The sequence below is a fragment of the Rhizobium sp. SG_E_25_P2 genome (assembly GCF_029892285.1).
Classification (GTDB): Bacteria; Pseudomonadota; Alphaproteobacteria; order Rhizobiales; family Rhizobiaceae; genus Rhizobium_E.
On record NZ_JARXVM010000001.1, the window covers coordinates 14,340 to 38,759 of the forward strand.

Below are 24,420 nucleotides of genomic sequence, written 5' to 3' on the forward strand. Positions count from 1 at the left end.
GGGGAACCGAACGCATGGGATAGCGGTTTTACTCACAGAAAGACCACGACAATGATGGTCTCGAATAGAAGAGGAAACCCAATGGCGAGCAGAGATGATTTTCGCAACGACCGCAATCGCGAACGGACCAACAGAGATCGCGAGCGTTTCGACGTAGACCCGTTCTACGGCGCTCGCGGCTATCCCGATTGGGACCGGACAGGCTCGTTCCGGGAGCGTGAGGATGTAAACTTCGCCGACGGCGGGAGAAATCCTTCAGGGTTCGGACGCAGTGACTCTGGTTACGCGCAGCCGGAACATCGCTACCGAGAACGCGACCGCGACGATGACGGTCGACGCTACGGTCAGAGCGGTCGTGAGGAAAAGCGGGATTTCATTGATCGCGCTTCCGATGAGGTTGCCTCCTGGTTTGGCGACGAGGGCGCCGAACGTCGGCGAGAACAGGACCAGCACCGCGGCAAGGGACCCAAAGGCTATGTTCGCCGCGACGAACGTATTCTTGAGGACGTCAACGATCGACTGATGCAGGATTCCTATGTGGATGCGTCCGATATCGAGGTGATGGTCGCCGAAGCCGAGGTGACGCTTTCGGGAACGGTGGCGAGCCGTCAGGACAAACGGCGGGCCGAGGATCTCGCCGATTCTGTGTCCGGGGTCGCGCATGTTCAGAATAATATCCGCGTGAAAACCGGAACCATCGCCAACATCGTCAGTTGATGTGGGCGGATTGGCGGGCTCATCGGGCCCGCCTCCCAAGGAGCGAGACATGCCTGCAAAATCAAAAGCCCAGCAAAAGGCCGCCGGCGCAGCTCTTGCCGCAAAAAAACGCGGCGACGCGCCCAAAAGCGCGTTTCGTGGCGCATCCAGGAGCATGGAAGAATCCATGTCCAAAAAGCAGCTCGAAGAATTGGCCTCCACCCCGCGAAAGGGGAAGCCCGACCATGTCTCAAACGACTAGCCCGCGACAAGTTGTGCGTAGCGACGGGAAGGAAACATCATGCCGACTGGCCATTATCCGCAGATCATCTGGGACGTGATCGATCGCAGCATCACGATCATTGACGGAGACCGCGTGGTTGACCTCCGCGAGCGCTTCCGCAGCCGGGAAGACGGGATCCGCGCGGCGGAAGCCTATTGCCGCCGTCACATGCGCCGCGACGCGGACGCGATGCGCGTGGCGGGCTGAACCGCCAGCGTCTCTCGATTTTCAGGAAAGTAAAACCGCGCCGCGACCGATGCGAATGTCTTGAGGCGAGCGCGGCAGACCATACCGCGATCATAGGCGCGGATCACCAGCGAGATGAAGGTCTCCTGCCGGTCCCGGCATTGGGGATACCATGGCTCTCTCTCAAGCTCGCGGATCACGCTGCGCAGAAATGACACTTCCGAACCTGCGAAGACGCCTGGGCTGTGAACTCTGGTGTGCCGCGACATTCATTGTCCTCCACCACCGCTTCAGACGAAGCGTCTCACTGCGGTGGTTCTCTATTTGTCGCTTATTCATGTCGCAAATGAAATAACCAAATTTAGCCCATGGATTTTTAGGGATTAATAAAATTTAAACTTGAAACAGCTCGCGCGCCTCGGACGCGCGAACTGCTACGACATCATTATTTGGCCGAACCAGGCTCGGCCATTTTTCTGTGGGCGCTCGCCAATACGCCAGATGGCGTGACATTGGCGATGGCGGCCTGCAGCTTGTTCTTCACGCCGCTGACCACGTCGCCCTCGCCGTCCAACATCGCCCGGAAGCCGATGCGCGCCACATCGACGGGGTCGTCCTTTTCCGCCTGTCCGACAGACGTGTCGAGCAGACCGGCCCGATCGAAGAACCGCGTCTCGGTCGGCCCAGGCATCAGGCAGGTGATGGTCACGCCGGAATCTTTGAGTTCATCCCGGAGCGCGAAGGAAAAGCTGTTCAAAAACGCCTTGGACGCATTGTAAACCGCCTGGAAGGATCCCGGCATAAAACCGGCGATCGAACCGGTGATCAGGATGCGGCCACGTCGTTGGATGCGCATCATGCCGCCCACCGCATGGATGAGCGCCAAAGTCCCGGTGACGTTGGTGTCCACCACATGCCTGATGTCGACGATATCCTGATCGAGGAACGCGTGACCCAGCCCGCGACCGGCATTGGCCATCAGAATTTCCGGCGCGGCCCGGTTGGCTGTGATCTTGTCGACCAGTTGCGTTACGCCAACGGATGTCGCGAGATCGACGACAATCGAGGTCACCGTCGCGCCTTCGGCGCGTAGCTGTTCGGCGGCAGTGTGAACGGCCTCCTCGTCGGCCGCGATCAGCAGTTCATAACCCTCCCGGGCGGCGACTCTGGCAAGTTCGAAGCCTATGCCAGTCGAGGCGCCGGTGACGACGGCAAGTTTACCAATGCTCATAGCCATGTTCGTTCTCCTTATGGCTTAAGGACGACTTTGATGCAGCCATCCTTCTTGTCGCGGAACGTCTTGTAGAGTTCCGGGCCGTCCTCAAGCGACCCGCGATGGGTGATGACAAAGGACGGGTCGATCTCGCCCTCGACGATGCGGCGCATCAATTCCGGCAGGTAGCGCTGCACCGGCGTCTGGGCCATCCGGAATGTCAGGCCCCGATTGATGGCGGAGCCCATCGGAATCTTGTCGAGAAAGCCGCCATAAACGCCGACGATCGACACGGTTCCGAAGTTGCGGCAGCAATGGATGGCCTGGCGCAACACATGCGGCCGGTCCGTGCCCATGAAGGTCGCCACCTTGATGCGGTCGATCACGGAATCGAGGCTGGCCACCGACGACGCCTCCGTGCCGACGGCGTCGATGCAGGCGTCGGCACCGCGTCCGCTGGTCAGTTCCATGATGCGGTCATAGATGTCTTCATCCATGAAGTTGAGAGTGACCGCTCCCGCTTCGCGCGCGAGGTCCAGCCGTTCCGCCACAGTGTCGATGGCGATGACGCGTTCAGCGCCCAAAAGAAAGGCTGAACGGATAGCCATCTGGCCGACAGGACCGCAGCCCCAGATCGCGATCGTGTCGCCGCGCTGAATGTTGCAGAAATCGGCCGCCATATAGCCGGTGGGAAAAATATCGGAAAGGAACAATACCTGCTCATCGGTCAAACCGTCCGGCACTTTGATGGGGCCAAAATCCGCGAAGGGAACGCGGAGATATTCGGCCTGGCCACCGGAATAGCCGCCGAGAAGATGCGAATAGCCGAACAGGCCGGAGGGCGAATTGCCCCACATGGCCCGCGCCTTCTCGTGATCGGGATTGGAGCGCTCGCAGGCGGAGAAATAACCGCGCTTGCAGAAAAAGCATTCGCCGCAGGAAATGGTGAACGGCACGACGATGCGATCGCCGACCTTCAGGCTGGTATTGTCCTTGCCGACCTCGACCACCTCGCCCATGGTTTCGTGACCGACGATGTCGCCGCTGTGCATGTCGGGGATCATGCCGTCGAAGATATGCAGGTCGGAGCCACAGATGGCGCAGGCCGTCACCTTGATGATGGCGTCGCGGCCATGCTGAATTTTTGGGTCCGGCACGCTTTCGCAGCGTATGTCGGACTTTCCGTGCCAGGTCAGGGCTTTCATCACTCTCTCCTCGGTTGCGGCGGCAGTAGCTCGAAGCCGCCCAACCGGAGAGCCGTCAAAGCGTTCCCGCCTGCGCCATGCGATCAGCCGGAAATGCAAAAGCGCACCGGGTGGGCGGCGCGCTTTGCATGAGGGACAATGGCTTTTCGCCCTCAGGATCAGTGGGCGCGATCGCCTGACTGTTCTTCTTCCTGAATTATGGCGGTGTCGGCGGAAACCGAGAGGTGAACGCGGTTTTCCTGAACCGTTTCGACCAGCGACATCTCGATGAAGTGATGATGGCCTTCATGGCCGGCGCCGTGGCTATCGGCCTTGGTGAGCTTGATGCGATCGCCTTCCACGCGGTCGACCGTGCCGACATGGCGACCGTCCTTGCCGATGACGTCCGCATGTTCTCTGATATCGTGAATGGTCATGGTCGTTCTCCTTGAGGTTTTACCTCGGGAAAACGCAGGATCGGTCGTTTTGATCCGTCCTGTCAGATGATTGTAGGACGGCCGCCATTCTTCGGAATGAATTCGAGCGTCAGCCGGATCTCGACGATCGGTCGGCGGTTTTCGTCGAAAACCTCCACCGTGATCATGTTCAATGGTTCGCCGGGCAGTCCATCCAGCGCCATTTCGGCCAGCGCCTTGCGACCCTCCTCGACGGCCTGGGAATCGTTGTCGAATTCATAGGCGCGTTCGGCTGGGGACGCGCCGTCCCGGTCTAAGACAGAAAAGAAATATTTCGGCATGGGCGACACTCCTGGCATCACCCGTAAACACCTGACGCGGAAGGCGGTTCCGTTTTTAGCGCGCGGCGAGAGCCGCCTTGAGCGCCCGCACGGTGGCTTCGTCGGTGCGGCGGGTCTGGCGGGGGCTGAAGCCCAGGGCCACGACGCGTTCATCGGCCTCTTCCGCTTGTGTGGAAAGAGAGCCATGCACCTCGCGCACCGGCAGCCGATCAAGGATCTGGCCGATTGTATCTGGGGTCACCCCCGAACCGGGCATGATCGAAATACGCCCATCGGCGAGCCTGATAGCCTCGGCCAGATCATCGAGCCCCTCGGGCGCGGTCTTTGCGCGGCCGGAGGTGAGGATACGCTCGAAACCGTAGTCGACGGCGAGCTCGATCGCCAATGCGATATCCGGCACGAAATCGAAGGCGCGATGCAGGGTGCGCGGCATGCGGCCCACCGCGTTGGACAATTGCCTCAGCGCCTTGGCGTCGAGCGCTCCGCCGGCAAGATTGGCGCCGATCACCACGCCGGAAATTCCCGCCGAGGCGGCAAATTGGATATCCTCGCACATCAGTTCGATTTCACGCTGGGTGTAGACGAAAGCGCCGATGCGGGGGCGGATCATCGCATAGACCGGGACCGGCGATTTCGCCGCCGCGCTCATCAGACCGGCTGACGGCGTCAATCCGCCGGTTGAAAGCGCGCTGCACAACTCGATGCGGTCGGCTCCGCCTGAAATGGCGGCTTCAAGCCCCGCCAGATCATCCACGCACACTTCCAGCAGAATTTCGCTCATCCGCGTTCATGCTCCATCCCAACGCCGCCGCGCCGATCAAGCCCGCATCGGGTCCGCATTGCGCCTGGACCACCAGCGGCCTTTCGGAAACGCCGAGTACTCCGGGTTTCGTTTTCCGGTCGATGTTAGATAGGAGCTTTTCGGAATTTGCAAGGCCTCCGCCCACGGGTGCGATTTCGGCGCCGGTGATGTTGATGGCGAGCGCCAGAAGGCGGGCGACGAGATCACTGTAAATGTCCACTGTCCGCGCCGCTGCCGGATCATCCGCCTCCCAAGCTGCGAGAATCGCGTGACTGTCGGCGTTTGTTCCATGAAGATGGCGATGCAGGGCTTCCAGTCCTCGCGCACCGCCCACGGTGTTCAAACAGCCTTTGCGGCCGCAACCACACTCGAAGGCGGGAATGCGTTCCGGCGGATCGCCGGCTACGGCGGGGAGAAAAGCGCCATGACCCCATTCTCCGGCATAGCCGCCAGCGCTGTTGACGAGCCGCCCACCGCTGACGAGGCCGCCGCCGACGCCGGAGCCGAGAATCACCCCGAACACGACATGGCGTCCGCGGCCCGCCCCACGCGCAGCTTCCGCGAGCGCGAAACAATCCGCGTCATTGGCGATCAGAACCGGCAGTCCGAGCGCCGCTTCCAGCGCCGGAGCAAGAATCGTCTGGTGAAGCGCCGGGATGTTGGCGCAGGTCAGGCGTCCGCTATCGCGATCCACGATCCCCGTCAGGGAAATCGCCAGAGCCTGGGGACTCGACGGCGCAGCCTTGGTCAGGTCCACGATGGCGGAGACGAAAGCGTCAAGCGAATCGGATGGCGTCGCGATCCGACCGATGGGCTCAAGCTTCCCCGGCTCCGGAGACCAAGCCGCCTTGATGAAACTGCCGCCGATATCGAGAGCGAGGATCATGCCCCGTTTACCTGATCGCCTTGCCGGCTGCGTCGAAGCGATGGAGCGATTTGGCGTCAGGCGTCATATGGACGATCTCATCGGGCGCATAGGGATGCTCGCCGAACATGCGGACAGTGACCGTGCCCAGCTTCTCGGATTCGATATAGACGATGGTGTCGGCGCCGAGATGTTCGACATGCACGACCTTGCCGGACCACAATCCGCTGTCACGGGACAAGGTAATGTGTTCCGGGCGGACGCCGAGCGTCTGGTAACCGCTCTCGCCCAGACGGGCGGCTTCGATCAAGTTCATCTGCGGCGAGCCGATGAAGCCGGCGACGAACAGATTGGCGGGCCTGTTATAGAGCTCCATGGGAGAGCCCACTTGTTCGACGGCGCCGGCGCTCAACACGACGATTTTGTCGGCCAGCGTCATCGCCTCGACCTGGTCATGCGTCACATAGATCATGGTCGCCTTGAGGCGACGATGGAGCGCTGCGATTTCAAGCCGGGTCTGCACGCGCAGCGCCGCGTCAAGGTTCGAAAGCGGCTCATCGAAGAGGAAGAGGCTCGGCTCGCGCACGATGGCGCGACCAATGGCGACGCGCTGACGCTGGCCGCCGGACAATTCGGCCGGCCGACGCTCAAGGTAAGGCTCAAGCGACAGCATCGTCGACGCCTTCTTGACCTGCTCGGCGATCACGCCCGCCTCGACGCCGGCCTGCTTGAGGCCGAGCGTCATGTTGTCGCGCACGGTGAGATGCGGATAGAGCGCATAGGACTGGAAGACCATGGCGATGCCGCGTTTCGCCGGCGGCGTGACGGTCACATCCTTGCCGTCGATCAGGATCTGGCCGGACGAGATGTCTTCGAGACCGGCGATGGAGCGCAGAAGCGTGGACTTGCCGCAGCCGGAGGGGCCGACAAAGATCACGAATTCGCCGTCCGCCACGTCGAGGTCGATGCCCTTGAGCACTTCGAGCGGGCCATAGGCCTTGCGGATGGATTTGAGTTTCAGATTGCCCACTGGAAGTCTCCGTTCAAAGCGCGATCTGCTGGCCGGTGCGCACGCTCTCGTCGGCGGCGAGGCAGATGCGCAGCGATTGCACCGCGTCCTGCATATGCCGGTCGAGATCGAGATCCTCGCGGATCGCCCTGAGCACGAAAGCCTGTTCGAGATCGCAAAGGTCCTGATGGCCGGGTTCGCCCGCCATCTGCAGGAATTCGTCGCCGCTGACGAAGCGGCCATCGGGGCCGGTCTTGGCCGGATGGCGGCGGATCACCGAGGTCTTGGTGTGTGTGTCGATATCGTCGGACTTGGCGTTCTGGTCCATGACGATCGAGACGCAGCCCTTGGGGGTGATGATATCCTTCACGAAGAAGGCCGTCTCCGACATCATCGGACCCCAGCCGGCCTCATACCAGCCGACCGAGCCGTCCTCGAAGGTCACCTGAAGATGGCCGTAATTGTACATGTCGGCAGCGATCTCGTCCGAGAGCCGCACGCCCATGCCGCGCACACTGACAGGCTTGGCATCGGTGATCTGGCACATGACATCGACATAATGCACGCCGCAATCGACGATCGGCGATGTCGTCTGCATCAGCGCTTTATGCGTTTCCCAGGCCTTGCCGGAGGATTGCTGGTTGAGGTTCATCCGGAAGACGTAAGGCGGGCCCATCTCGCGGGCGAGCTCGATCAGCTTGATCCAGGAGGGGTGATGGCGCAGGATATAGCCGATCACCAGTTTTCTGCCGGTGGCGCGGGCGCAGGCGACGACGCGCTCGGCGTCGGCCACGGTCGTCGCAAGCGGCTTTTCGAGAAAGACATGGCAGCCCGCCTCCATCGCCTTGATCGCATAGGCGGCGTGACTGTCGGAATAGGTGTTGATCGAGCAGAGATCCGGCTTCAGCTCGGCGAGCGCCTCGTCGAAATTGGGACGGATCGCATGCCCGGCCAGCAGGTCCGGCAGTTGCACCGACGAGCGATTGACCAGGCCGACAATCTCGAAGCCGTCATTCTTGGCATAGGACTGGGCGTGGCTGAGGCCCATATTGCCGAGGCCGGCGACGAGAACTTTAATGGGAGAGGGCATTTCCGGTCTCCTTAGTGGGCTTTGCCAAGCGCTTTACGGCCGCGCCGATATCGTGTGCCAGAGCGAGCGACGTCGCTTCCGTGGTGCACTTGGCCAAATGAGCGAAGGCATGCGTGTAAGTCTGGTCCCGTATAATCTGGCGCCTACTCACATCCGTTAGACTGGCTTCCGAATCGAGGGCATTGCTCAGCGGCGAGTTGTCCTGGATGACAGAATCCGCACGCCAGAGAATGTGCAGGCCCGACACTTTGGGTCTACGCGTTGGCGACAATCGAAAGAATGACACGCCCGCATTTATGTAATGCTGCGGGCCCCATTGCGACTTCTGCAAATTGACGACACAGGTTATTTCCGGATGCGCTTTGTAGAAATAGACACTACCGACAGGTTTGAAGCCGTTGGCCAAAGCTGTCTCGGTCAATGCATCTATCACAATGCTCACCTCGACACTCATTTGACTGCTCCTGCCGTGATGCCGCGAATGAGCTGGCGCGAGAAAATCATGTAGAGGACGAGAACGGGCGCGATGGCGAGCGACAAGGCCGCGAGCACCGCGTTCCAATTGGTGACGAACTGGCCGATGAAGATCTGCGCGCCCAACGTGATCGTCTTGGTCGCTTCGGAGGAGGCAAGAATCAGCGGGAACCAGAGATCGTTCCAGATCGGGATCATGGTGAAGACCGCGACCGTGGCCATGGTGGGCCGGACCAACGGCAGCACCAGCCGAAAGAAGATCTTGTATTCGCTGAGCCCGTCGATGCGCCCGGCATTTTTCAGATCGTCGGAGACCGTGCGCATGAATTCCGACAGGATGAAGATGGCGAGCGGCAGACCCTGGGCGGTATAGACAAGGATCAGCGCCGTCCGCGTATTGACCAGATTGAACGCCACCATGCCCTGGAGAATGCCGATCGTGCCCAGGCGGATCGGGATCATGATGCCGAGCGCCATGTAAAGACCGAGCAGCGTGTTGCCGCGGAAGCGATATTCCGACAGCGCGAAGGCCGCCATGGCGCCGAACAGCAGGACGAGGAAAATCGACACTATGGTCACGATCAGCGAGTTCATCAGATAAATCTGAAAACTGCCGCCGCTCAGCACGGTGGTGTAGCCGACGAGATCGAAGGTGCCCGGCAGCGGCGGCTGCATCGGATTGCGGAAAATGGCGTTGCGCGACTTGAAGGAGTTCATAATGGTCAGGACCACCGGAAACAGCGCGATGGCCGTATAGGCGATCAGCACGGCGTGGGCGGCGGCGGCGCGGCCGAGGGAGGAGCGGGTTTTCGACATCGTGATCTCCTCAGAACTGATAGCGGCGCATGCGGCGCTGGATGGCGAAGAGATAGAAAGCGACGCCGGCGAGAATGATCAGGAACATCACCGTGGCGATGGTCGCGCCCATGGAGCGGTCACCGAGCTGCAGCTGGAAACCGAAGAAGGTGCGGTAGAGCAGCGTGCCGAGAATGTCTGTCGATCCATCCGGCCCGGCGAGCGCGCCCTGCACGGTGTAGATCAGGTCGAAGGCGTTGAAATTGCCGACGAAGGTCAGGATCGAAATGATGCCGATCGAGGGCAGGATCAGCGGCAGCTTGATCTTCCAGAACTGGCTGAAGCCGGTGATCCCGTCGAGTTCGGCCGCTTCGATCACTTCATCGGGAATGTTCAGCAGCGCGGCATAGATCAGCATCATGGGGATGCCGACATATTGCCAGACCGAGATCAGCGATACGGCAATTAGCGCGGAATTGGGCTTGCCGAGCCAGGGGCCGAACAGGAATTTGAGGCCGACAGTATCGAGCAAGAAAGGCGTCACGCCCCAGATCGGCGAGAGAATGAGCTTCCAGATGAAGCCGACGATCACGAAGGACAATAGCGTCGGCATGAAGATGGCGGTGCGGTAGAAGGTGGCGAAGCGCAGCTTCGGGATCGACAGAAGCGCGGCCAGCGCCACGCCGATCGGGTTCTGCACCAGCATATGGATGATGAAGAAGATGACGTTGTTCTTGAGCGCATTCCAGAAGCCATCAGACCATTTGGCTTCACCAAACAAAGTGGCGAAATTGCCAAGACCGACGAACGTCTTTTGACCCTCGACTTCGTTGAAGAAGGAGAGCCAGAGCGTGCTCGCAAGCGGGATGATCATCACCGCCGTATAGACCAGCACCGCCGGCAGCAGGAAAACAGCGATGTGCCAGCGGACGGGCCGCCGCGGCGCGGCTTCGGGAAGTGTGTCGACGTCCATTTGGCTCGTCCAGGTCAAGAGAAGATGTGGAAGGCGGCGATGGCCCCTCATCCCCCTGCCGGGACCTTCTCCCCGCTGGCGGGGAGAAGGAGGATGTGGCAAGGCCGGCGCTCCATCAGCCTTCTCCCCGCGTGCGGGGAGAAGGTGGCGGCAGCCGGATGAGGGGCATGTTCGCAGATCAGGAGGCGGCGGCGAAAGCCGCCTTCTCTTAGCTATTTACTTCGCGGGCTTGTACCAGCTGTCGAGGCCCTTCTGGAGCTTCTCGGCGGCGACCTCAGGCGTATCGGTGCCGTTGATCACATTGGCGGATTCGACCCAGGTCTCGTTTTCGAGGTTGGGCGTGCCGCGCGACAGGATCTGATAGGTCGAGCGGATGGTCGACTGGCACTTTTCGCGCCAGGAGACGAATTCCTGCGCGAGCGGATCCTGCATCTTCACGGCCGTCTTGTTGAGGCTGAAGAAGCCCGGCAGCGAATTGGCGTAGAGATCGGCGAATTCAGGCGAAGCGACCCAGGTGAGGAAGGTCTTGGCCTGTTCCGCATGCGCCGACTTGGCGTTCATGCCGACGGCGATGTCGGTGTGGTCGGAGATGTAGCAGGTGTCGCCATCCTTCTTCACCGGCGGCGCGAAAGCGCCCATCTTGAACTGGGCCTGGGTGTTGAAACCGCCGATTTCCCAGGAGCCGGCCGGATAGATGGCGGCGCGGCCGAGGGTGAACAGGTTCTGGCTGTCCGGATAGGTCTGGGCTTCAAAACCGTCGCCGAGATAGGGCTTCCACTTGGCGAGCGTCTTGTAGGGCTCGATCCACTGGGCGTCGGTCAGTTTCTGCTCGCCCTTGATCAGCGCGAGACGGCCTTCTTCGCCCTTCCAGTAGTTCGGGCCGATATTCTGGTAGCCCATGGTCGCGGCTTCCCAGAGATCCTTGGTGCCCATGGCCATCGGGATGTAGTTGCCGTCGGCCTTGATCTTTTCGAGCGCGGCGAAGAATTCGTCCTCGGTCTTCGGCGGGGTGATGCCGAGCTGGTCGAAGGCGTCCTTGTTGTAGATGAAGCCGTGGATGACCGAGGCCATCGGCACGCAGAAGGTGGCGGCGCCGTCATCCGTGGTCCAGGCGGACTTGGCGACGTCGGAGAAATTCTCCATGCCGGCATTCTTGGTGATGTCGGCGAGATAGCCCTTCTTGTAGAGATCGAGCGAAGCGTCGAACGGGCGGCAGGTGATCAGGTCGCCGGCGGAACCGGATTCCAGCTTGGCGTTGATGGCCGAGTTGTATTCGGTCGGCGCCATCGGCGAGAAGACCACCTTGATGCCGGGATGCTTGGCTTCGAAAGCCGGAATGAGCTTGTCCTTCCAGATCGCCAGGTCGTCGTTGCGCCAGCTCTCGATGGTGAGCGTGACGTCCTCGGCGCTCGCCGCCCCGGCATAGCCGAGGATGCTCGCGCTCAGGAGCAGAGCCTTGATTGTGGTGCGGGTCATGTTGTTCTCCCTCTTGTTGACGCCACTATGGCGTTTTTGAACCCAGTTTTAAGCACGTCCGAGGAGTTTGAGCGCGGCGCGCACATTTGCGCTTGTCCGGCTCAGGATCGCCTCGGCTTCGGATCTATCTTTAGCGCCAGCTGCAAGCAGGATGGCGGTCTTGACCGCGCCATCCGCCGCTTCAATGCATCCAGCTGCGTTGTCTGAATCGACGCCGGCGATATCGGCAACGATGCCGGCGGCGCGCTGACGCAATTTCATATTGTCCGCGACCAAATTGACCATGCGCCCGTCATGCACATGACCGAGATGGATCGCCATCAAGGTCGAGAACATGTTGAGCGCGATCTTCTGCGCGGTGCCGGCGCCCATGCGGGTCGAGCCGGAAATCATTTCGGGCGGCGTCTCCAGAAGGATCGCGGCGTCGGCGAGCGTGAGCAACGGCGTGCCGGCATTGTTGGCGATAGAGACGACGCATGCCTCCAGAGCCTTGGCCTCCTGCGCCAACGCCAGCGTATAGGGGGTCGAGCCGCTGGCCGACACGCAGATCACGCAATCGCCTTTGGAAATCTCCCGTCGGGCATCGGCGCGGGCAGCATCGAGATCGTCTTCCGGCGCGCCGGCCAGATTGAGCAGGCTTTCAGCGCCGCCGGCCAGCAACACGGCGATCCGTTCGCGCGGAATTCCGAACGTGCCGGGCAGTTCGAGCGCATCAGCCATGGCCATCAACCCGGAACTGCCGGCGCCGGCATAGACAAGGCGACGCCCCGCCTGAAGCGCATCGGCCGCGAGGCGAGCGCCTGCGGAGATGGCATTCACCGACGCAGCGGGCGTCAGGGCGGCCTCGGCTTGGGCGGAGGCGAGCAGCAAAAGCGCATCAAGCGGCGCGAGAGCGTCAATGCCCCTCGCCTTCTCATGCAACGCCTCTGTCTTCCGCTCAGCCATGCAATCCGTCTCCTCAGCGCCGGCATTTAATGCCAAAAAAATACCAATTGTCCAGCAGGAATTTACGAAAGGTAAAAATCCGTGATCTTCAGCGCGTGATCCCCACGATTTTATCTTTGAATAGCTTGGTTAATTTTCTTTCGTCGATTTTTTTGAAAGGGCCGCTTGGATATTGGTATTTTTTTGGTATTGTCTCTTCAGGAGGCGAGCAATGGCCAGATATTTCGTTGGAATTGACGGAGGCGGCACAAGTTGCCGCGCGGCGGTCGCGGATGCAACCGGCCGCATCCTTGGCATGGGCAAAAGCGGCTCCGCCAATATCATGACGTCAGCCGACATCGCTCTCGCCAGCATTTCAAACGCCACGCGCGAGGCTTTTTCCAACGCCGGCCTGAGTGAGAGCCTGATTGCAGAGACCCCGGCCTTTCTCGGCCTCGCCGGCAACAATGTCGAAGACGCGGTGATCGCCGTTTCCTCGCGCCTGCCCTTCGCCCGCGCGGTGGTCGATTCCGACGGGCTGATCGCGCTCGAAGGCGCATTGGGCGAAGGCGACGGCTCGGTGGCCATTCTCGGCACCGGCAGCATCTTCATCACCCGGCTGGGGACGGACATCCGCTATCTCGGCGGCTGGGGCTTCGTGATCGGCGACTTCGGCTCCGGCGCGCGGCTGGGGCACGCTGCCCTGCAGGAAGCGCTGCTCGCCTATGACGGCATTGCGCCCGCTTCGCCGCTGACAACCTCCATCTTAGTGGAATTCGATCACAGCCCACCGCGCATGGTCGCCTTCGCGAAGAAAGCGAGCCCCGGGGAATTTGGCCGTTTCGCGCCGCGCATTTTCGAATTCGCCAAACTGGGAGACGAGACCGCATCCCGGTTGCTGGCCACCGCGGCCGCCCAGATCGACGCCGGCCTCGACCGGCAGGCGGAGATCAGCCACGGCGGTCGACTGGCGCTGCTCGGCGGCCTTGCCGCCCTTTACGCAGATCATCTCGCGCCCCGTCATCGGTCGCGGCTCATGGATCCTAAGGCGGATGCGCTGACGGGCGCCGTGGCTCTCGCGGTCCGACGCTTCCAGGCGGAGACGGCCCATGGGTGAGCCACTCGCTGATCTTCTGCCGCTCGGCGCGCTGCAAAGCGAGGGTTCCGGCCCGCTCTATGTCAAGCTGCGGCAATGGCTGGAGGACGCCATCCATGAAGGGCGCCTCGCGCACGGCCAGGCTCTGCCGGCCGAACGCGATCTCGCCGAATATGCCCAGGTCAGTCGCGTCACCGTGCGCAAGGCGGTGGACGAGTTGGTGCGCGACGGCCTCTTGAGCCGCAGACACGGCTCGGGCACCTTCGTGATGAAGCCGGTGGCGCGGATGCAGCAACCGTTGTCGAGGCTGACGTCCTTTTCCGAAGATATGGCGCGGCGTGGCTATTCCACCCGGTCAGAATGGCTGGAGCGCGGTCTCTTTCACCCCTCGCCGGATGAAATGATGAAGCTCGGGCTCAAGGTGGACATGATGGTGGCGCGGCTCGCGCGCCTTCGCATCGCCAACGAATTGCCGCTCGCCATCGAGCGGGCCTGCCTCTCCTCCGACATTCTGCCCGATCCGATGATGGTCACCACTTCGCTCTATGCCGAACTGCAGCGGCTGAACGCCAGCCCGGCGCGGGCCGTGCAGCGCATCTGGGCGGTGAATGTCGGACGCGAAGAAGCCGGCCTTCTCGGCGTGCCCGAAGGCTCCGCCGGTTTGGCCATCGAGCGCCTCTCCTATCTTGCTTCGGGGCGGGTGGTGGAATTCACCCGCTCCCTCTATCGCGGCGACGCCTATGACTTCGTCGCCGAAATGACGCTCACCGATGCGTGAGCACGACAACAGGATGACCACCATGACCACCCATATGCGCCAGGAAATCAATGAGATCCCGACCGCTGTTTCCCGGCTCCTCGATCAGTCGGGCCAGAGCCTGCGCGACGCCGGACTGGCGCTGAAGGCCACTGATCCGGCCTTTCTGGTGACCATCGCCCGCGGCTCGTCCGACCACGCCTGCCATTTCCTCAAATATGCGGTGGAGCAATATGCCGGCCGCGCCGTGGCCTCGATCGGCCCATCGCTCGCCTCGATCTATGGCAAGTCTTTGCGGTTGAAGGGCGCCGCAGCCATCGCCGTTTCCCAATCCGGTAAGAGCCCCGATATCGTCGCTATGACAAAGTCGGCGCGGGACGCTGGCGCGACCACGATCGCGCTGACCAACACCCTGCCCTCGCCTTTGTCTGACGCGGCTGATCACGCGATCGACATCCAGGCGGGCCCCGAACTCGCAGTCGCCGCCACCAAGTCCTATGTCAGCTCGATCGTGGCGGGTCTCGCCATTCTCGGTGAATGGACCGATGATATCGATCTCGCCCGCGCCGTTCGCGACCTGCCGGAAACCCTGAACCGGGCGCTGGCGCTGGATTGGAGCCCGCTGCAGGCGGCGCTTGAGGGCGCCGATTCGCTCTATATGCTCGGTCGTGGGCCTGCGCTCGCCATCGCCTCGGAAGCGGCGCTGAAATTCAAGGAAACCTCGGAGATTCACGCCGAGGCCTATTCCAGCGCCGAAGTGTTGCACGGACCGGTGGCGCTGGTTGGCAAGAAATTCCCAGTGGTCGGTTTCGCCTCTCGCGACGCCGCCACCGCCTCCACCGTCGCCACGCTCGACGATCTCGCGCGCAAGGGCGCTGCGGCCTTCGTGACCGGCGACGGCGCGGAAGCCGCTTTGGAACTGCCGGCGGCCCGCACTGGTCATCCGCTGACCGACGCATTAGCGCTGATCATTCCTTTCTACGGTTTCGTGGAGGCGTTTTCGCGGTCGCGGGGCTTCAATCCCGATGCGCCGGCGGCGCTGAAGAAAGTGACGGAGACGCATTGATGACCCTGACCGCGATCGAGAACGGCCGGATCTTCGACGGCGAGATCTGGCGTGACGGCCAAGCGCTTCTCATCAGCGACGGGCGCTTCGAAGGCATCCGCCCGGCAGGCGAATCGCCGCGGGAGGCTGATGTCATCGACGCGCAAGGCGGCGTCATCGCCCCCGGCTTCATCGATCTCCAGGTCAATGGCGGCGGCGGCGTCATGTTCAACGACGATCAGAGCGTCGAGGGCATTCGCACAATCTGTGAAGCGCATGCCCGCTTCGGCACGACGGCGCTGTTGCCGACGTTGATTACAGATACGCCCGAAATCACAGCCGCCGCTATCGAGGCCGGTTTGCAGGCCAAGGCGGAGCATGTGCCGGGCTTTCTGGGTCTGCATCTTGAAGGGCCGCATCTGTCGACGGCACGCAAAGGCGCTCATGATCCCAGCCTCATCCGACCGATGACGGAGGAGGACTTGACCCGGCTCGAATCCGTCGGCCAGCGTTTCGACGCAATTATGATCACGATCGCGCCGGAGAATGTCACTGAAGACCAGGTAACGCGACTGAAGGCGGCGGGCTTTACCGTCAGCCTCGGCCACACCAATGCGAGCTATGAGACTGCGGGCAAGTATGCAGACGCGGGCGCGAGTTGCGCGACGCATCTCTTCAACGCCATGAGCCAGATGGAAAATCGCAGTCCTGGTCTGGTCGGCGCGGCGCTGGATATCGGCGCGCTCAATGCCGGGATCATTGCCGACGGGTTTCATGTCCACAAGGGCACGATGTCGGCGGCGCTGCGGGCGAAACGTGGGCCCGGCCATATTTTCGTCGTCACTGACGCCATGTCAACGATTGGCACTGATCTGAGCGGCTTCACCTTGAACGGCCGGCAGATCTATCGGACCGAAGGAAAATTGACATTGGCCGACGGCACGCTGGCCGGCGCTGACATCGACATGTTCTCCTCGGTGCGTTTCCTGATCGAGATCGTCGGACTTCCCTTCGAGGAAGCTGTCAGAATGGCCAGCCTCTATCCGGCGAATGTAATGGGCGTCAGTGACAGGAAGGGTCGCATCGCAGCAGGATACGACGCGGATTTCGTGATCTTGAGCGCGGATGCCGCGCATCTGACCTCGACCTGGATCGGCGGCTCCTGCGTCCATGTGACCTGAATGGAGCGGCTGACGGCCGTTGCAAACGAAAATTATGTGCTATAGTCGGGATTAAGTGTTTACGGGACAGGTAGATTTCATGACGTCGGGATTGGGGAGAAAGCTTCTGCGCCTTTTATGCGCGCTGCTGCTCGTCATGCTCGGCTTCGCGCATAAGCCTGTTCAGACATTCGCGGCGGGCAGCACGCCCGGCGCATTCTATACGCTGCCCGACGGCTCCATCGCCGATATCTGCTATGGCGATGACGAGGATGGAGCCAAGAAGCACGCCTATGATCAGGGCTGCGACGCCTGCCGATTGGTCGCGAGCACTCTTCTTCCGATCGTCGACATCGACATGCATGCGCCGCGGCCGGAGCTTCGCTCGACCGTATTGGCCTGGGACGCGGCGTTTCAGCGTCTGCTTATGCCTCCCTCCGCCTCTCCGCGCGGACCGCCTTCCCGATCCGATCTCGTTTGAGCCCGGCGCTTCATCGCGCCGAATTCTGAGATCCGGATCCGGCAACGCGGGCTAACCTGGCGTTCCGGCATCCAAGGCCGGATGACGCCATGCATATGCTCGCTATCGCCACCCCGGGCGCAAGCCCCACTACACGACGCCTCCGCACTGCGTCTAAACACAATCAATTTCTTGAACCTAGGCAAGCCGTGTCCGCAGACCCGCTAGCGGAGATGATGACCGTCGAAAGCGGTTGCCTCGCCCTGTCTCACTATCTCCCGGACGGCCGGCGACAAATATCGGACATTGTCGGGCCGGGTCGAATTTTTTCTATCGGAGCTGATTGTCGGGCTGAATCCCTGACCTACAGCTCTGTTGCGCCTGCAGACGTCTCGCAAGACGCCTATTCATCCCAAGGCCGGATGCTGCTGGCGCGCATGCAGGCGCATGCGCTTTTGCTGGGGCGAAAAACGGCGGCGGAACGCGTGGCGACCGCAGTGCTGGATCTGGCGCGGCAGTTCGCACCGGCTGAACGCGCCAGCAGGCAGACGCGACCCACATTCATTCTCTATCCGACCCGCGCCGACCTCGCCGACTGGCTGGGCCTGACGATCGAAACGATCAGCCGGACGCTGAACAGCTTCAAACGGATGGGGCTGATTGGTTTCGACAGGCCGGAGCGCATCACCATTCTCAACCAGATCGCTCTCGAACGGACGGCCGGTGGCCATACCGCCTGAGAGCGGCGATTTTTCCGTCAAAGACAAAGGGGACGTCATGACAGTTGGAACGCTTGACAGCGCACCGCCCAAGGACAGGGCCATTGCGCAGAAATTCTACTTCGCAGCATGGAGATGGCATTTCTATGCCGGCCTCTATGTCGCGCCATTCATGCTCATGCTCGCGATCACCGGCATGATCATTCTCTGGTTCACGACCGTCGCGCCCGAATATGGCGATCGCATCCGCATTCCGGTAGCGGAAAAGGCGCTCAGCATCGCCGACCAGGCGAAGGCGGCGTTGCAATCCTATCCGGAAGGCAGCATCGGTAAATATGTCGCGCCTTATGGCCCCGCAAATCCCGCTCTCTTCCAGGTCAATCTCGACGGCGGCAACCGAATGATCGCGCTGGATCCCTATAGCGGCAAAGTGGTGCAGGACAGGGCGCAAGACGGCACCTGGAACGAGTTCGCCACGTCGATCCACGGAGAACTGATGATCGGCGACAATGGCGGCTTCGGCGACCTGCTCATTGAGATCGCCGCCTCACTCGGCATCATCCTGCTGGTAACGGGGATCTATCTCTGGTGGCCGCGAAACCGGCAGAACTGGCGCGATGTGCTCGTTCTCAATCTCGCAGCGCGTGGACGCGCCTTCTGGAAGTCGCTGCATATGACAACCGGCTTCTGGATGTCGGTCATCCTCCTGTTCTTCCTGATCTCGGGCCTGTCCTGGGCCGGCGTGTGGGGCGGCAAATATGTGCAGGCCTGGAGCACCTTTCCGGCGGCGAAATGGGACAATGTTCCCCTGTCCGACAAGACCCATGCCGAGATGAACCACGGCGCGCTCAAGGAAGTTCCCTGGGCGCTTGAGCAGACACTGATGCCGAAATCGGACGCAACCGGTGTCGCATCCGGCTTGCCCGAGGGTACGCCTGTGGTGCTGGAAAGTGTGGTTTCGCTCGGCAGGGCGATCGGTTTCGACGGCCGTTTCCAGGTGAGCGCGCCCGCAGACGCCAGTGGCGTCTGGACCCTGAGCCGGGATTCGATGAGCTATGACAGCGCTGATCCGACCTCGGACAAAACCGTGCATATCGATCAGTATACCGGCAAGGTTCTGGCGACGGTGAACTATGAAGACTATTCGACAGCGGGCAAGGCGATGGCGGTAGGCATCGCGCTGCACGAGGGTCAAATGGGCTGGTGGAACATCGCACTCAACGCCCTGTTCTGTCTCTCCATTATCCTGATCGCTGTTTCCGGCGTCGTTATGTGGTGGAAGCGCAGGCCTTCCGGCAGCTTCCGCCTGGGCGCGCCGCCAATGCCTGACTCCATGCCGATGTGGAAGGGCGCGGTGTTCATCATGCTGGCGCTCAGCTTCCTCTTCCCTGTCGCGGGGCTCACGCTTCTTGCCGTGCTGGCGCTTGACGTCATCGTCATCGCCAATCTGCCCCGCCTGAAGGCCGTACTGAACTAAAACTCCACCCGCGGGCCGGTCACATCCGGCCCGCGCGTCTATCGCGCCCAGCGTCTATCGCCTGACTTTCTGCGGCGACGTCTTCCTGGCAGAGAAACTGCCGCTTGGACCGATCGAAGAGCTTCACGGGCTCGCGCCAGCTATCGTGGTGAGATTTACTGCAGCTCACTGAAATCGATCGCCACTATTCCGCCTTCAGTTGCGATCTTTGCGAACCGCCCGCCTCGGGCTTTCACCCAATTGCGTATCCGCTTGAGATCCCGAAGCCCGCTGCTGATAGCGACGGCGTTTCCCACACTCTCGTTTCCGGCGGCGTTGGGGAGCAAGTTAGCCATCCTGCCTACGATCCGAAGCGCAAAGGCGACGCAAAATTGTTTGAGCAACACTGCGGCATAACGCCACATATCCGAACAAGTGTCAGATTTCGCCATCGCTCGTCAGGCGCCGGGGCGAAATGTTTTTCCACGCCCTGGCCTGAAATCCATATTCCGCAAAACAACGCAAACAGCAGCGACACGTTGTGTTCAGCCGGTTTCGCTTCTTTTTGTTGCATGCGACGCGTCCGACTTACTGCGCCAATGAGAATATTTTGCTCTCTGTTCAAGGAAACTGGCGTGAGTTTTGGAACAGCATCGCTGGATTTGACGGATTGCAATAGTGTTCAGCGTCATCTAACCACGGATAGGTTTCCCTTTCGGTTATTCCGTGTAAAGTTGGGTATATGACGAAGTTAGTTACAAAGAAGCCAACCGCAACCGGCCCGCGACGAAATCTTCCGGCGCATGAGCGCCGACAAGAGCTTTTGGAAGCTGCGATTGATATTTATTCCCAGAAGGGAATGGCCATCACGGTACAGGAACTCGCGGATCGGGTTCATGTCACGCAACCGTTAGTCCATCGTTATTTCCCGACCAAGCTGGATCTTCTCTCGGCGATATCCGACGTAGTTCAAAATGGGCATTGGGATGCCCGATGGCGCGAAATACTCATCGATCAAACGGCGCCCCTGATCGAAAGGCTCGATGCGTTTTACAGCTACTATCTACCAATCATCTATAAACCGCGATGGTTTCGCGCCTTCATGTTCCTCTCCTTGAGCGATCCCACTTTCGCGCAGGCCTATCTCAAGAAATTCAAAGACACATTATTTAGCGAGATCGTCGAGGGCGCTCGATTGCAATATGGCTTTCCGTCGACACAGGACCGCGCTGCGACCGAACGGGAATATGAACTTGTATGGAGCATGCACTCGTCGCTCATCTATGCAGGCATCCGCTTCTGCATTTACGAGATGCCCCCCGTCGCCGATATGCAAATCGTGATGAAGGATCAGGTGAAAGCCTATCTCGCCCTTGCCAAAGACGTAATCCCGCAGGAACTCGCCGTCTGACGATCATGCCTGGTTCTTGACGCCGGCGCTCTTGTGGCGCTCGGACAACAGAGCCAGTGCGCCGGCCGCCACGATGAACCCAGCCCCGCCGAATACATGCCATTGCGGTTTGTCGCCCCAGATGACGTAACCGAGGACGAACGCCCAGACCAGCGACGTGTATTCGAATGGCGCAAGCAGCGAGACCGGCGCGCGACGAATGCTCTCGAAATAGGCGAACTGGGCGACGCCCGCAAAAATTCCGACGCCCGCCATCAAGGCCAGGCTCATAAAGCTGATCGGCATCCAAAGAAAGACACAGGCGGCTCCCGTCATCAGGATGAAGAAGCCGCTGGAAATCGCCATTTGCACCAGCGTTCGTTCCGCCATCGCCGTCTTGCGCAGCAGAATGGCCGAAAGCGCCCAAAACACCGCCGCCGAAAAGGCCAGCATGACCGGACGCGACACGCCCAACCCATCGGCAAATGGGTCGCTTGCCAGCAGCACGCCGACAAAGCCCACCCCGACCGCGAGCCATCGCAAGGGCGGCACATGTTCTTTCAACATCGGCGCGGCGAGCAGCGTCACGATGACGGGCGAGGCGTAGTAGATCGTGGTCAGTTGCGCCAGTCCGAGATCGCGCGAAGCGGTGTAGAAGGTCAACCACGCAAGAAGCAGCAGCACGTTCCGCGACAGCATGGGAAACAACACCGGCGAGCGCGCCATGGCGACCGGCAGTTTCCTGCCGCCGACCGCGAGGCACAAAGCCAGGATCACCACGCTGCGGACGAACAGGATCTGAGCGATCGGCAGCCCCGCCGCCAACAGCTTGACCGACGCATCCTGCATGGAGAAGAGGAAATAGGCGAAAACAGTCAGCGCCACGCCGGACAACACAGTCTTGTTCACGACGGCCTCGCTAGATCACGATTCACAGCGCCAAAGCTCATTAACGCCGGGCGGCGGAACCAGCACAAGCTAAAATTTTCGGGGCTCACGCCAACTCGCACGAATGCGTCAGCGGAAGCGCGTTTCCCCGAGCGGCGCGCCGCGCGCACGCGCCGCAGCGATTGCCGCGCGCTGGGCCGGCACGATTTCCACCAGCGGGGCAAGTAGCGGGGAGATATTGGGATAGGCCCAATCGCGGTCCGGCCCGATCAGACGCACGGCGCCGCCAGCGCTGCGGATATCCTCGGCAAGAGCGAGATTGGAGGCGAGATCGATATCCTTCGGCGCAAAGCCTAACACCTGGACGCCGTCATTCATCGCCTCGATCGGGCCATGGCGAAAGATACCGCCGGTCATGGGCGTCGCCGACATGCGGGCAAATTCATGAAACCACAGCGCGGCTGCACGGGCGGATCCCACAGAAGGGCCGCGGCCGAGCAGATAGAGCGGGCCGCCTGACGCCGGGAAATCGCTTTCCATAGGCGCGCCAACAAGCGCCTCGACCGCCTGCAACGCCGGTTCAAAATCACCACGCTCCAGCAGTCCGGGCCGCCCCGATAGCGACAGCAACACCGCCATAGCGCCCATATAGGTTTGCACGGCAAAAATTGTGTCGCGCGGGCTGCCGACGATCAGCGGCAGATGCGCGCGGCGGGCGAGCGCGCCCGGCTCCTCATTGGTGACGCCGATGGTGATGGCGTTCAACTCGGTCATCGCATCCAGCAGTTCGACCGTCTCGTTGGTCTGACCAGACTGAGATATGACAACGACCACGGCATTGCGGCAAAGCAGCAAGCGATGCCGGACGAGTTCGCCCGTCTCGATCAGATTGGCGTTCACACCCATGGCGGAGAGGTGATAGACGAGAGGCACCGCGACATGGAAAGAGGCGCCCATGCCGGTGACGATGACCGGCCGTCCGCTGAGAACCGTTGCCCGCGCGCCATCCAGCGCCATCCGGCCTTCACTGAACATTCGGTCCAGAACGATCGACAGCGCCTGAGGTTGATCCTGGACATCGCGTTCGACAGTTCTAGGCGTTTTGGACATGAAGACAGGGCCTTTGCATATCGGGCTTTGGCGGCGGCAAGACGCATGCCGGCAGCTTTCGCCAGAAATAGCGGAAAGTCGAAACGAACACAAAGCGCGCAGGCGCATGTGACATATGCAGGAAATGCAGCCATTCGGCCTTGAGTTCCACGGTCTCCCGTCCGCAGGCTTATCCGAACAACGCTTCGATGGCGCCGCCAATGGCCAGGACCTGTTCGTCCTGGAAACGGTGGCCGACGATCTGCAATCCGACCGGCAACCCCGCCTCCGCGACGCCAACCGGTATCGATAGAGCCGGACTTTGGGGCAGAAGATTGAAAGGACAGGTCATGTCGAGCCCCCTCAACCGGCCATGCTCGTCCTCGCCGATATAGTCGTCATCAATGCGGTCGACGCTGGGCGCGGAGATGGCGCATGTTGGACAGAGCAGAGCCTCACGGCCATGGAGAACCGCAGCGAGCCTCTGCCACATATCGGTCCTGAGATGTTCGATTCGCTTGATGTCGACGGCGTTCAGCGTCAGTCCGCGCTCGATGATCTTGACGATTTCGGGGTCCATTCGGCCGCGAAAGGGTTCGAGCCGATCGCCAAAAAAGCCAGCCATGAACACGCACCAGAGATCGTACCAGCGATCGTTGACGGCGCGCGTCCAGCCAAGATCGACCTCATCAACGATCGCGCCGGCTGCGCGCATACGCTCGATGGCCTCGTCGACCGCATGGCGGACGCCGGGCTCGATGCGGTAATAGCCCAGATCATATGACAGCGCGAAATGGCGACCACGGAGATCGAGAGGGCTGCTGCTGGCGCTATCGAAACCGATCGGCGCGGACGAGATATCTTCGTCACTCGGTCCCGACGCTGCGGCCATAAAGGCGACCGCGTCTTGTATGCGGCGCGCAAGCGGACCGAAATGCGAGATATTGTCGAACTGGCTCGGCAGGATGGTCATGGGGATACGGCCGAGGCTCGGCTTGAGACCGACAACGCCGCAGAAGGCGGCGGGGATGCGCACTGAGCCGCCCATATCGGTGCCTTCGGCAAAGGGCACGACGCCCGTGGCCACCGCCACCGCCGACCCACCCGAGGAGCCGCCGGAGGTTCGCGACAGATCCCAGGGATTGCGGGTGACCCCGAAACGGGGGCTGACGGTGAAGCTCGAAAAGGCGAATTCCGGCGTCGTCGTCTTGCCCATCAGGATCGCGCCGGCCGCTTCCAGCCGCCGGACCACAAGAGCGCTTTCCTCGGGGACCCAGTCCCCTGATGACCAGGAGCCGAGCGTGGTGATATCGCCCTTGGTGGGAGTCAGATCCTTGGCGGCGAAAGGCACGCCGAGCAGCGCGCCGATCGCTTCGCCCCGCGCCACGGCGGCATCGGTTGTTTTGGCTGCCGCCATCGCCTGGTCTTCACGGATCAATGCAAAGCAGTTGGCGGCGTCCTGGGCAATGTGCGCCCGGCGGAGGCTTTCGGCCATGAGATCCACGGCTTTCAGGCGGCCCGACCGCACGCCCTCGGCGATTTCGGTGGCCGGAAGATCGAGCGCATGGCGATCGAAAGTGATTTTGATTGCCTTTTGCATGAGAGAGTTCCAAAGCATCCCGGAAGCGATGAT

Annotated in this window: 28 protein-coding genes; 11 read left to right on the forward strand and 17 right to left on the reverse strand. The window is 61.3% G+C overall.

Annotated features, from left to right (window positions below; genetic code table 11):
* Positions 1-81: 81 nt before the first annotated feature.
* Genes M2360_RS00060 through M2360_RS00070 form a run of 3 tightly spaced genes read left to right on the forward strand, consistent with a single transcriptional unit; the run spans position 82 to position 1,186 of the window.
* Positions 82-717, forward strand: a complete 636-nt coding sequence (locus M2360_RS00060) for a BON domain-containing protein (RefSeq protein ID WP_280772327.1) — start codon at positions 82-84, stop codon at positions 715-717.
* A gap of 49 nt (positions 718-766) precedes the next feature.
* Positions 767-958: a DUF3008 family protein gene (locus M2360_RS00065; protein WP_280772328.1), complete on the forward strand. Its 192-nt coding sequence runs from the start codon at positions 767-769 to the stop codon at positions 956-958.
* A gap of 39 nt (positions 959-997) precedes the next feature.
* Positions 998-1,186 carry a hypothetical protein gene (locus M2360_RS00070; RefSeq protein ID WP_280772329.1) on the forward strand — a complete coding sequence of 63 codons (189 nt, stop codon included), beginning with the start codon at positions 998-1,000 and terminating at the stop codon, positions 1,184-1,186.
* On the opposite strand, the gene M2360_RS00075 is transcribed toward M2360_RS00070, so the two are convergent.
* The 14 genes from M2360_RS00075 to M2360_RS00140 all read right to left on the reverse strand — a co-directional run bounded on the left by M2360_RS00075 (position 1,144) and on the right by M2360_RS00140 (position 12,748).
* Complete coding sequence (locus tag M2360_RS00075; RefSeq protein WP_280772330.1) at positions 1,144-1,434, reverse strand: hypothetical protein; 291 nt, start codon at positions 1,432-1,434, stop codon at positions 1,144-1,146. The genes M2360_RS00070 and M2360_RS00075 overlap by 43 nt on opposite strands.
* A gap of 176 nt (positions 1,435-1,610) precedes the next feature.
* Positions 1,611-2,402 carry an SDR family NAD(P)-dependent oxidoreductase gene (locus M2360_RS00080; protein WP_280772331.1) on the reverse strand — a complete coding sequence of 264 codons (792 nt, stop codon included), beginning with the start codon at positions 2,400-2,402 and terminating at the stop codon, positions 1,611-1,613.
* Between the two features lie 11 nt (positions 2,403-2,413).
* A complete protein-coding gene (locus M2360_RS00085; RefSeq protein WP_280772332.1) occupies positions 2,414-3,583 on the reverse strand; it encodes a zinc-dependent alcohol dehydrogenase in 1,170 nt (389 codons plus the stop codon).
* A gap of 158 nt (positions 3,584-3,741) precedes the next feature.
* Positions 3,742-3,999, reverse strand: a complete 258-nt coding sequence (locus M2360_RS00090) for a DUF2171 domain-containing protein (RefSeq protein ID WP_280772333.1) — start codon at positions 3,997-3,999, stop codon at positions 3,742-3,744.
* Between the two features lie 62 nt (positions 4,000-4,061).
* Positions 4,062-4,319 carry a hypothetical protein gene (locus M2360_RS00095; RefSeq protein WP_280772334.1) on the reverse strand — a complete coding sequence of 86 codons (258 nt, stop codon included), beginning with the start codon at positions 4,317-4,319 and terminating at the stop codon, positions 4,062-4,064.
* 55 nt (positions 4,320-4,374) lie between these two features.
* Positions 4,375-5,100, reverse strand: a complete 726-nt coding sequence (locus tag M2360_RS00100) for a copper homeostasis protein CutC (protein WP_280772335.1) — start codon at positions 5,098-5,100, stop codon at positions 4,375-4,377.
* Complete coding sequence (locus M2360_RS00105; protein WP_280772336.1) at positions 5,066-6,007, reverse strand: ROK family protein; 942 nt, start codon at positions 6,005-6,007, stop codon at positions 5,066-5,068. The genes M2360_RS00100 and M2360_RS00105 overlap by 35 nt, the downstream gene beginning before the upstream one ends.
* A 7-nt stretch (positions 6,008-6,014) precedes the next feature.
* A complete protein-coding gene (locus M2360_RS00110) occupies positions 6,015-7,016 on the reverse strand; it encodes an ATP-binding cassette domain-containing protein (protein ID WP_280772337.1) in 1,002 nt (333 codons plus the stop codon).
* 13 nt (positions 7,017-7,029) lie between these two features.
* Positions 7,030-8,085, reverse strand: coding sequence for a Gfo/Idh/MocA family oxidoreductase (locus tag M2360_RS00115; RefSeq protein ID WP_280772338.1), 1,056 nt, complete (start codon positions 8,083-8,085; stop codon positions 7,030-7,032).
* Entirely contained in the window at positions 8,069-8,539 is a 471-nt protein-coding gene (locus M2360_RS00120) for a DUF4304 domain-containing protein (protein WP_280772339.1), read from the reverse strand. Before M2360_RS00120 ends, M2360_RS00115 begins: the two co-directional genes overlap by 17 nt.
* Entirely contained in the window at positions 8,536-9,375 is an 840-nt protein-coding gene (locus tag M2360_RS00125) for a carbohydrate ABC transporter permease (protein ID WP_280772340.1), read from the reverse strand. The genes M2360_RS00120 and M2360_RS00125 overlap by 4 nt, the downstream gene beginning before the upstream one ends.
* Before the next feature lie 10 nt (positions 9,376-9,385).
* Complete coding sequence (locus tag M2360_RS00130) at positions 9,386-10,327, reverse strand: sugar ABC transporter permease (protein WP_280772341.1); 942 nt, start codon at positions 10,325-10,327, stop codon at positions 9,386-9,388.
* A 216-nt stretch (positions 10,328-10,543) separates the two neighbouring features.
* Entirely contained in the window at positions 10,544-11,803 is a 1,260-nt protein-coding gene (locus tag M2360_RS00135) for an ABC transporter substrate-binding protein (protein WP_280772342.1), read from the reverse strand.
* A 48-nt stretch (positions 11,804-11,851) separates the two neighbouring features.
* Positions 11,852-12,748 (reverse strand): N-acetylmuramic acid 6-phosphate etherase, encoded by an 897-nt coding sequence (locus tag M2360_RS00140; protein WP_280772343.1) that lies wholly within the window; start codon positions 12,746-12,748, stop codon positions 11,852-11,854.
* A 211-nt stretch (positions 12,749-12,959) separates the two neighbouring features.
* On the opposite strand from M2360_RS00140, the gene M2360_RS00145 reads away from it, so the two are divergent.
* The 8 genes from M2360_RS00145 to M2360_RS00180 all read left to right on the forward strand — a co-directional run bounded on the left by M2360_RS00145 (position 12,960) and on the right by M2360_RS00180 (position 20,831).
* Positions 12,960-13,844 (forward strand): BadF/BadG/BcrA/BcrD ATPase family protein, encoded by an 885-nt coding sequence (locus M2360_RS00145; protein ID WP_280772344.1) that lies wholly within the window; start codon positions 12,960-12,962, stop codon positions 13,842-13,844.
* Positions 13,837-14,601, forward strand: coding sequence for a GntR family transcriptional regulator (locus M2360_RS00150; RefSeq protein ID WP_280772345.1), 765 nt, complete (start codon positions 13,837-13,839; stop codon positions 14,599-14,601). The genes M2360_RS00145 and M2360_RS00150 overlap by 8 nt, the downstream gene beginning before the upstream one ends.
* Positions 14,602-14,623: 22 nt before the next feature.
* Complete coding sequence (locus M2360_RS00155) at positions 14,624-15,646, forward strand: SIS domain-containing protein (protein ID WP_280773045.1); 1,023 nt, start codon at positions 14,624-14,626, stop codon at positions 15,644-15,646.
* Entirely contained in the window at positions 15,646-16,806 is a 1,161-nt protein-coding gene (gene nagA, locus M2360_RS00160; RefSeq protein ID WP_280772346.1) for an N-acetylglucosamine-6-phosphate deacetylase, read from the forward strand. Before M2360_RS00155 ends, nagA begins: the two co-directional genes overlap by 1 nt.
* 79 nt (positions 16,807-16,885) lie before the next feature.
* The gene (locus tag M2360_RS00165; RefSeq protein ID WP_280772347.1) at positions 16,886-17,266 is read left to right on the forward strand and encodes a hypothetical protein; all 381 of its coding nucleotides are present in this window, start codon (positions 16,886-16,888) and stop codon (positions 17,264-17,266) included.
* Between the two features lie 401 nt (positions 17,267-17,667).
* Entirely contained in the window at positions 17,668-17,985 is a 318-nt protein-coding gene (locus M2360_RS00170; RefSeq protein WP_280772348.1) for a helix-turn-helix domain-containing protein, read from the forward strand.
* Between the two features lie 37 nt (positions 17,986-18,022).
* Complete coding sequence (locus M2360_RS00175; RefSeq protein ID WP_280772349.1) at positions 18,023-19,441, forward strand: PepSY domain-containing protein; 1,419 nt, start codon at positions 18,023-18,025, stop codon at positions 19,439-19,441.
* A 721-nt stretch (positions 19,442-20,162) separates the two neighbouring features.
* Positions 20,163-20,831 carry a helix-turn-helix domain-containing protein gene (locus M2360_RS00180; protein WP_280772350.1) on the forward strand — a complete coding sequence of 223 codons (669 nt, stop codon included), beginning with the start codon at positions 20,163-20,165 and terminating at the stop codon, positions 20,829-20,831.
* Positions 20,832-20,834: 3 nt separating this feature from the next.
* Here the strand turns inward: M2360_RS00180 and M2360_RS00185 are convergent, their stop codons facing one another.
* The 3 genes from M2360_RS00185 to M2360_RS00195 all read right to left on the reverse strand — a co-directional run bounded on the left by M2360_RS00185 (position 20,835) and on the right by M2360_RS00195 (position 24,387).
* Positions 20,835-21,719, reverse strand: coding sequence for a DMT family transporter (locus M2360_RS00185; RefSeq protein WP_280772351.1), 885 nt, complete (start codon positions 21,717-21,719; stop codon positions 20,835-20,837).
* A 108-nt stretch (positions 21,720-21,827) separates the two neighbouring features.
* Entirely contained in the window at positions 21,828-22,808 is a 981-nt protein-coding gene (locus M2360_RS00190) for an SIS domain-containing protein (protein WP_280772352.1), read from the reverse strand.
* Between the two features lie 169 nt (positions 22,809-22,977).
* Complete coding sequence (locus M2360_RS00195) at positions 22,978-24,387, reverse strand: amidase (RefSeq protein ID WP_280772353.1); 1,410 nt, start codon at positions 24,385-24,387, stop codon at positions 22,978-22,980.
* Positions 24,388-24,420: the final 33 nt, after the last annotated feature.

Excerpts from the sequence above, each read along its gene's own strand:
- M2360_RS00060 (WP_280772327.1), top strand. The coding sequence starts at position 82 with ATGGCGAGCAGAGATGATTTTCGCAACGACCGCAATCGCGAACGGACC.
- M2360_RS00065 (WP_280772328.1), top strand. The coding sequence starts at position 767 with ATGCCTGCAAAATCAAAAGCCCAGCAAAAGGCCGCCGGCGCAGCTCTT.
- M2360_RS00070 (WP_280772329.1), top strand. The coding sequence starts at position 998 with ATGCCGACTGGCCATTATCCGCAGATCATCTGGGACGTGATCGATCGC.
- M2360_RS00075 (WP_280772330.1), bottom strand. The coding sequence starts at position 1,434 with ATGTCGCGGCACACCAGAGTTCACAGCCCAGGCGTCTTCGCAGGTTCG.
- M2360_RS00080 (WP_280772331.1), bottom strand. The coding sequence starts at position 2,402 with ATGGCTATGAGCATTGGTAAACTTGCCGTCGTCACCGGCGCCTCGACT.
- M2360_RS00085 (WP_280772332.1), bottom strand. The coding sequence starts at position 3,583 with ATGAAAGCCCTGACCTGGCACGGAAAGTCCGACATACGCTGCGAAAGC.
- M2360_RS00090 (WP_280772333.1), bottom strand. The coding sequence starts at position 3,999 with ATGACCATTCACGATATCAGAGAACATGCGGACGTCATCGGCAAGGAC.
- M2360_RS00095 (WP_280772334.1), bottom strand. The coding sequence starts at position 4,319 with ATGCCGAAATATTTCTTTTCTGTCTTAGACCGGGACGGCGCGTCCCCA.
- M2360_RS00100 (WP_280772335.1), bottom strand. The coding sequence starts at position 5,100 with ATGAGCGAAATTCTGCTGGAAGTGTGCGTGGATGATCTGGCGGGGCTT.
- M2360_RS00105 (WP_280772336.1), bottom strand. The coding sequence starts at position 6,007 with ATGATCCTCGCTCTCGATATCGGCGGCAGTTTCATCAAGGCGGCTTGG.
- M2360_RS00115 (WP_280772338.1), bottom strand. The coding sequence starts at position 8,085 with ATGCCCTCTCCCATTAAAGTTCTCGTCGCCGGCCTCGGCAATATGGGC.
- M2360_RS00120 (WP_280772339.1), bottom strand. The coding sequence starts at position 8,539 with ATGAGTGTCGAGGTGAGCATTGTGATAGATGCATTGACCGAGACAGCT.
- M2360_RS00125 (WP_280772340.1), bottom strand. The coding sequence starts at position 9,375 with ATGTCGAAAACCCGCTCCTCCCTCGGCCGCGCCGCCGCCGCCCACGCC.
- M2360_RS00130 (WP_280772341.1), bottom strand. The coding sequence starts at position 10,327 with ATGGACGTCGACACACTTCCCGAAGCCGCGCCGCGGCGGCCCGTCCGC.
- M2360_RS00135 (WP_280772342.1), bottom strand. The coding sequence starts at position 11,803 with ATGACCCGCACCACAATCAAGGCTCTGCTCCTGAGCGCGAGCATCCTC.
- M2360_RS00140 (WP_280772343.1), bottom strand. The coding sequence starts at position 12,748 with ATGGCTGAGCGGAAGACAGAGGCGTTGCATGAGAAGGCGAGGGGCATT.
- M2360_RS00145 (WP_280772344.1), top strand. The coding sequence starts at position 12,960 with ATGGCCAGATATTTCGTTGGAATTGACGGAGGCGGCACAAGTTGCCGC.
- M2360_RS00150 (WP_280772345.1), top strand. The coding sequence starts at position 13,837 with ATGGGTGAGCCACTCGCTGATCTTCTGCCGCTCGGCGCGCTGCAAAGC.
- M2360_RS00155 (WP_280773045.1), top strand. The coding sequence starts at position 14,624 with ATGACCACCCATATGCGCCAGGAAATCAATGAGATCCCGACCGCTGTT.
- nagA (WP_280772346.1), top strand. The coding sequence starts at position 15,646 with ATGACCCTGACCGCGATCGAGAACGGCCGGATCTTCGACGGCGAGATC.
- M2360_RS00165 (WP_280772347.1), top strand. The coding sequence starts at position 16,886 with ATGACGTCGGGATTGGGGAGAAAGCTTCTGCGCCTTTTATGCGCGCTG.
- M2360_RS00170 (WP_280772348.1), top strand. The coding sequence starts at position 17,668 with ATGCTGCTGGCGCGCATGCAGGCGCATGCGCTTTTGCTGGGGCGAAAA.
- M2360_RS00175 (WP_280772349.1), top strand. The coding sequence starts at position 18,023 with ATGACAGTTGGAACGCTTGACAGCGCACCGCCCAAGGACAGGGCCATT.
- M2360_RS00180 (WP_280772350.1), top strand. The coding sequence starts at position 20,163 with ATGACGAAGTTAGTTACAAAGAAGCCAACCGCAACCGGCCCGCGACGA.
- M2360_RS00190 (WP_280772352.1), bottom strand. The coding sequence starts at position 22,808 with ATGTCCAAAACGCCTAGAACTGTCGAACGCGATGTCCAGGATCAACCT.
- M2360_RS00195 (WP_280772353.1), bottom strand. The coding sequence starts at position 24,387 with ATGCAAAAGGCAATCAAAATCACTTTCGATCGCCATGCGCTCGATCTT.